Origin of the sequence: Methanomethylovorans sp. (assembly GCF_050177135.1) — an archaeon.
In the GTDB taxonomy this organism is placed as follows: Archaea; Halobacteriota; Methanosarcinia; order Methanosarcinales; family Methanosarcinaceae; genus Methanomethylovorans.
This window is the reverse complement of record NZ_JBFXHJ010000133.1, coordinates 1-5966: the sequence shown is the minus strand read 5'-3', so window position 1 is coordinate 5966 and position 5966 is coordinate 1. Positions and strand designations below refer to the sequence as shown.

Sequence of the window (5966 nt, the reverse complement as noted above, 5' to 3'; positions counted from 1 at the left end):
TGTTTTGTTTCCTGTGCCTATTACTATTCTGTTTAGCATGTTGGCATGGTAATAAAGCACCGACATCCGGATGCGGGCCTTAAGGTTCCCTTTTGCATGGGGAGTAGCCTTATCCCCATCCGGAATATTCTCAAGGTAAGCTGTGAGCATCCCTGAGATATCTATGGCCCTGAAATCTATGTCCAGCCTGTGTGCCACTTCGGTCGCATCAAGCACATCCTCAGCGGGTGTAAGATTGAGTTCCGGAAGGTGTATGCCCAGTACTTTATCCTTTCCCAGGGCTTCAGCAGATAAATATGCTGCAAGTGCGGAATCGACACCTCCGCTGATACCAAGGACAGCCCCCTCAGCATTTGCTTCTCTTACTTTTTCTCTGATAAAACCAACGATTACTTCCCTTGCTTTCTCTGTGTCCATGTTCCTGTCCTCTGTAGTGGCCTGAAATATGATCGTCTATTAAAACGATCCTTTACTTTGTTTCTGTTCTTATTGCTGCATCCTAGTTAAAATAAAGTTTCCCGCTCAAAGGTTTAATCTATCTGGAAGTTCTAATGCAGCTGCATGCCTCTTTATATAGCCGACTCTGCTGTCTTCATAATGGGAAAACCAGTTGATGCTACTTATACCATTACTGTTCCTTCAGTGGTGGATGAGCTCAAAAGCAGTGAGTCAAGGCTTCGCTTTGACCTTGCCAGGGAACAGGGTCTGGGAGTGGAATTGCCCTCGCAGGAGGCGCTTGACAGGGTTGCAGAGGTTTCCGGTGTATCAAAGGACCATGAGGAGCTGTCCCTTACTGACATTGAAGTGCTTGCCAAGGCTTATGATCTTAAGGAAGAGGCGGTGCTCCTTACGGACGATTACGCAGTACAGAACGTTGCCAGTATGCTGGGCATAAAAGTAGAGCCTGTTGTCCAGAAGAAGATAAAGGACGTGCTTATATGGCAGAAGGTCTGCATTGGATGTAAGAGGAAGTTCGATTCGGGGGATATATGTCCCGTATGTGGCTCTCCTATGAGAAAAGGACGCAAAAGAAAATTATAACAATACTTGTATATGTGGTAATGACATCTTTATAGAATACATTTTAGAATACCCGTTAAAGATCACAGGCAGGGATCATATGAAGAATATAGAGAATCTGATTCAGAAGGCAGTGGAGTTACAGTCCAACGGGCTTACCTCAAGGCAAATAGCAGATGAGCTTAACGTTTCCAGGGATACTGTGACCTGGCTTCTCACACGCGCAAAGAAAGATGTAAGTACACCTGCACCCAAGGACATTTCTGTGAACTGGGCCAACATAGGCAAGAACGCTTACAGGCTGCGTAACATTTCAAAAGTGCTCTGTGATATGGTATTGGAGTCTGTGGAGCAGACAGAAGATGATGTTGATCTCATTGTGGGTATCGGGCTTAGCGGTGTACCCTTAGCGAGCCTTATGGCAGAAGAGCTGGGTACAGACCTTGCAATATTCCACGCACATTACGATCCTGCTGATGACAGGAGCCTGAAAGGCGATTTCAGCGGGAACTTCAGTACTGTAAGGGGTAAGAAATGTGTTATTGTGGATGATGTGATCACCAGTGGTTCCACCATGACGGGAGTGGTCAAACGCATCCATGAAGAAGGTGGTAAACCTGTTGCAATAACTGTTCTGGTGGATAAGAAAGGCGCTGAGGTCATTTCAGATGTGCCTGTACGGCCATTAGTGCGCATAGTCCGCGTGGACTGATGGGTAAGTAAATACTATTAAAAATGAATGCAGTTGGAAGGGTTCTTATTCCACTTCCACTGCTCCTATCTTTTCTGCAAGCTTTGCCAGTACCTGGGTACGCATCCCTTCTACGAACTTGATGCTGCCAACCACCAGGTGTCCTCCTCCGTTGACCCCACCACCTTCGATCTCATCATGCAGTTCTCTGACCATTTTTGGGATGTTCATCTTGACGTACTTGGACCTGATCACAGCAAAGTCAGGGCCATATCCCAGAGTAACAACCGGCTGACCTTCGTATTTCCGGCAAAGTCTGTCATGCACCTCACCGGATGTTTTTCCGGGTGGTGGGAAAGTGAATTTGTGGGCATGGTTCTCAACGTCCAGGACGTTCAGTATGGCTCCGTTGGGAAGCTTCTGTGCTTTTACATGTGCCATGCACGCTTCAAGCTGCTCGTTGATCATGCCGTTGGCCTGCTCACAGAACAGGCTGACAAGATTATGATGCCTATTGTGGTCTCCCATGTCCAGTATATCATCAATTATTCCCTTCCCACTGCTGAATTTTAACCAGTAGGCTGCATAGTCAAGCGCAAGCGCCATATCCTTAAGGTCCTGCAATGAGTACCTATCAGACACCAGTTTTATGTAATCTCTTGCCTCATCCGAATCAGCACGGTCACCTACACCTGCAACCGCAGGCAGGTGCAGGATCTCTTTTTCAATGTCCGGATTTATCATACGGGCAACTTCAGTACAGAGCATGCCTGCTGTGATACTGTAATCTCCCCCCACATGCGCCGGATTGACATGAGCTTTGAGGAACTGGTCAACCTCCTTATCAGGGTGATGATGGTCAACGACAACCATCTCAATATCGTATACCTGGGCTATTCTGAAAGAAGGCAGGTCTTCCAGGGTAGAACCATTGTCCACGCTCACGACCAGGGGCATTTTCTGCCCATGCCTGACGGTATCTTCCAGAGCAAAGGAAACATCCCGGGTAACGTCTGTCAGTTCATAGAAAGGAGCCTTTGAGGGAGCCCTTTTGTAGAAATAGTATTCTCCATCAGCACCGTTAACTTCTTTGATGAGTGGAAGTATTGCCCTTTCAATGGCAACCGCCGCCGTCATACCGTCCGCATCGGCATGATGCCTCAGGAGGATGGGCTTGGACTTGATGACAGCTTTACTTATCTCCTTTGCGACCTGTTTCATGGCTGGTCTGAGCTTCTCCAGCACATCGCTCTTGACCAGGAACTTGATCTCATGGGGTTCAGCCCTGCTGTCGATAGCAGCTTCTATACGGGTCCTTATTACTTTTTCCTTGTCCCCTGTCATCCGTTTCATGCTGCGGACCTCAAGCTGGACGTTCTCTCCGCGAAGCTGTATCTCACCGGTAACAGATACTATCATGTCGGCATCTATGTGCGGATATGCTCTTTCTCCAGCACTTTCAAAGGCTGCGGCAGATATCTGGCCGGTCTCATCATCAATAGTAAATATGGTCGGACCTGCCGTTTGCTTTACTTGTATCACCTCTCCATGGACCCTGACGGTCTTGCCCACGTTTTCGGAGAGTTTGGAGGAGTTAAGCTCAGGAAGTTCTTTTTCAAGCTCCACTGTCTGGTAGGTGTTGATGTTCCTGGGAAGGAGGTCTAATTTGTTATTGTTCCTGATCTCCTTGACGCTAACAACAAGGCTGTCTCCGATCATTGGCGTTTCCTTTATGTTGCTCGAATGGATAAGTCCCCTCATTTTTGAGTTGATATCAACGAAGGTCCCAAAGGTAACATTGCTGTTGACAACGCAATGGTATAGTTTTCCGATCTCGATCTCATCAATGGTACAGGAGTCATCAAGCTTGTACACTATCTGCTTCTTACTGCAGCTTTCACATACCTCTTCTCCATCCATAAGCTTATCTATGGCTGTTCCACATGTTCTACAAGAGTACATAACGCCTTTTCCTTTGCATTTGCTGCAAGCATCTTTTTCTTCAATTTCTCCGGTCCCTCCGCATTTTGGGCATGCTGAACCACTGCTGAGGAAATTTGTAACATCTTTCTCGGAGAGTTTCATAAGATCTATTGATTTGGATTTCCCGCCGCCTTTGCATTCCGGGCATTTCTTCGAGGAGGTGACAATGTATCCCTTTCCCTCGCACTCTGGACATCTTTCGCTCATTTTATCATGCTTTAAATGGAATATGTGGGATTTATGTCTTTGGTCTCGAATGTATAGAGTATGTTCAAAAATCAGTATCAAGCCACACTCAGTATAATTTCTGTTAGTTTGCAATTTCACACAACAAAATCAATCAGGTTAATAAAGCATAAAATCATCTTATTGTTTGCTGGGTCTGAAATCCAAAAACGGTTTGCTTTCATGCTTTCGTGTACATCCCCTCAAACAAGTGTTCGGACCCAAGCTCCTTTCTTTGCTTTCACAAAGCATCACCATTAACTTTTTAATATGTGGTGACCCTTTACTTATAAACGAACATTATAAAGCAAGCAACTATTCCAATGCTTGAAAAGGAGGCACTATGGCTTTATTTGATATCCTTTTTCCGGTATTAATCCTCGTAATTTTCATCTTGTCAAAAGCTATCAAAATAGTAAATGAATATGAACGTGTTGTTATCTTTCGTTTAGGCAGGCTAAGCGGTATTAAAGGCCCAGGTCTGTTCCTTATAATACCTATCATCGATACGGTAGTAAAGATCGATCTGCGTGTGGTTACCATCGATGTGCCCAAGCAGAACGTGATAACCAAGGACAATGTGACCGTGGATGTGGATGCAGTGGTCTACTATAAGGTCGTGGAGCCTTCTTCTGCCGTCAATGAGGTAGAAAATTACAAGTATGCTACTTCCACTTTGTCCCAGACCACATTGCGTGATGTGATAGGTGAGATCGAACTGGATGAACTGCTTTCCAACAGGGAAGAAATAAATAAGAAAATTCAGGAAATGCTTGATGTGTCCACCGATCCATGGGGTATCAAGGTCACAGGCGTTACTCTCAGAGACGTTAAGATAGATGCGACTATGTTGCGTGCCATTGCAAAGCAGGCTGAAGCAGAACGTGAGAAACGTGCACGTATCATCCTTGCAGAAGGTGAGTACATAGCTGCAGAGAAGATGCAACAAGCTGCACAATTATACCAGAATATGCCCGCGGGACTTAAACTGCGTGAATTGCAGACCATAGCCGAGGTTGCAAGAGAGAAGAACCTTATCGTGATCTCCAGTTCTATGGAAATTGGCGGGATGGCGGCTATGTCGAAGGCATTTAGTGACAAGAACAAGGATTAATGGAAAGGTCAGGATGAAACCAAGGCTGGGGATCTTTTTTTTATTTTTTTTATTTTTGTTGTGCTGTACACCACAGGTCACTGCTGCAGAAAAGGTGCTGGTGATGGATATTGGTGGCACCATAACTCCGGCATCAGATGATATTCTGGCAGATGCCATAGCTTTCGCTGAAGAGGGAGATTATCAGGCCCTGGTCATTACACTGAACACACCGGGTGGAGTGGTGGATGCAACCCTTAACATGATGGAACAAATAACTGTCACGGATGTGCCTGTAATAGGCTATGTCTATCCGGAAGGCACCAAGGCCTGGTCGGCAGGCACTCTTCTGCTCATAAGCACGGATGTAGCGGCTATGGCTCCTTTCACTGTCATAGGCTCAGCCCAGCCGGTGACGGTAACAACTTCAGGTTCTGAACCTGTGAACGACTCTAAGATCGTGAATGCTCTGGTAGCTACGGCACAGGAAAATGCCCGCAAGCACGGGCGCAATGATACTGCTGCAGGCCAATTCATTACCGAGAACCTTAATTTAAATCCCGAGAAGGCTCTGGAATACGGAGTAATAGAGTACATTGCGTCAGATCTCAATGACCTGCTGGAGCAGGTGGACGGACGTGAGGTCAAAGGTCGGGAACTTAAGACCAGCGGGGCAGAAATAGTGTTCTATGAGCCACCCCTGAGGCTTTCTTTCATGAACATTATTTCTGATCCTATCATATCTTCCTTATTGTTACTGCTGGGAGTATATGCTATCATATTGGGCTTGTCGAATCCGGGCTTTGGAGCCGAGCTCTTTGGTATAGTGGCAATTGCCCTGGGACTCATAGGCACGGGATTCGATGTTAATATTGCATCGATATTCCTTATACTGGTAGGTGTGGCGTTAGTAGTAATAGAGTTTCAGTCGCCGGGTTTCGGGGTTGTTGGGAT

General features: G+C 46.1%; 6 protein-coding genes. 4 read left to right on the top strand and 2 right to left on the bottom strand.

Translation table 11 applies throughout. The annotated features are described in order from the left end of the window. On the bottom strand, nt 1-417 hold a 417-nt coding region (gene nadE / locus AB7U21_RS09715), incomplete at its 3' end, for an NAD(+) synthase (protein WP_428388649.1). Nucleotides 418-561: 144 nt separating this feature from the next. On the opposite strand from nadE, the gene AB7U21_RS09710 reads away from it, so the two are divergent. Together AB7U21_RS09710 and AB7U21_RS09705 are read left to right on the top strand one after the other, a co-directional pair. After that, a complete protein-coding gene (locus AB7U21_RS09710; protein ID WP_333787295.1) occupies nt 562-1041 on the top strand; it encodes an NOB1 family endonuclease in 480 nt (159 codons plus the stop codon). 79 nt (nt 1042-1120) lie between these two features. Next, a complete protein-coding gene (locus AB7U21_RS09705; RefSeq protein ID WP_428388647.1) occupies nt 1121-1732 on the top strand; it encodes an orotate phosphoribosyltransferase-like protein in 612 nt (203 codons plus the stop codon). Nucleotides 1733-1777: 45 nt separating this feature from the next. Here AB7U21_RS09705 and AB7U21_RS09700 read toward each other — a convergent pair whose 3' ends face one another. Beyond that, nucleotides 1778-3901, bottom strand: a complete 2124-nt coding sequence (locus tag AB7U21_RS09700; protein ID WP_428388645.1) for an OB-fold nucleic acid binding domain-containing protein — start codon at nt 3899-3901, stop codon at nt 1778-1780. A gap of 361 nt (nt 3902-4262) precedes the next feature. Between AB7U21_RS09700 and AB7U21_RS09695 the strand changes: the two genes are divergently transcribed. Both AB7U21_RS09695 and AB7U21_RS09690 read left to right on the top strand, forming a co-directional pair. After that, nucleotides 4263-5033, top strand: a complete 771-nt coding sequence (locus AB7U21_RS09695; RefSeq protein WP_333787298.1) for a slipin family protein — start codon at nt 4263-4265, stop codon at nt 5031-5033. Nucleotides 5034-5046: 13 nt separating this feature from the next. After that, on the top strand, nt 5047-5966 hold a 920-nt coding region (locus AB7U21_RS09690), incomplete at its 3' end, for an NfeD family protein (RefSeq protein WP_428388652.1).